This window comes from Treponema sp. R8-4-B8, from assembly GCF_054786175.1.
The window spans coordinates 1-496 of sequence record NZ_BDHE01000315.1 but is presented as its reverse complement, the minus strand read 5'-3'; the positions used below and the strand labels follow the sequence as shown (position 1 = coordinate 496).

Genomic DNA, 496 nt, shown 5'->3' with positions numbered 1-496 from the left:
TTTTCCAGTTTTGGCGTATTTTTCTTTAATAGCGTCTTTTATCTTTTCGCCGAGCGTCCATTTTCCGCCTGATGCGCTATTTTTACAGCGGCGGTTTTTCCAATTTGTAAACCCGTTGATTTGATTTCCTCCCCAGAAAAAAACGCGAAGAACTGGGCATCCCCGATGAAGACGCGTCTTTAAGTTTTATAAATATGCACAAATACAACTCTAAAATAGTTTCAGCCTTTTTTTGCAGCGAACAAACTTTTTCAGGTTTTGCCATACCGCATTCAAAAATTGATTCGCCTTCAGAGCCAAGAACATGTTATTCGACGGACGCGGCGTTTGCGGGTAAATTTGCGCGGGATTATTATGACGCGGAAAGCTCTTTTTATTCTTCGCTTGCGGTTACAGAAGGAAAAAGCGAAAAACTTCATGAAAATCAAATCAACGGGTTTACAAATTGGAAAAACCGCCGCTGTAAAAATAGCGCATCAGGCGGAAAATGGACGCT

The 496-nt window shown here is 41.3% G+C and carries 1 pseudogene; it reads left to right on the top strand.

Going from position 1 to position 496, the window contains the following annotated elements:
- Nucleotides 1–194 precede the first annotated feature (194 nt).
- Nucleotides 195–496: pseudogene (locus ACYVRA_RS08570) on the top strand (hypothetical protein); the annotation flags it as partial.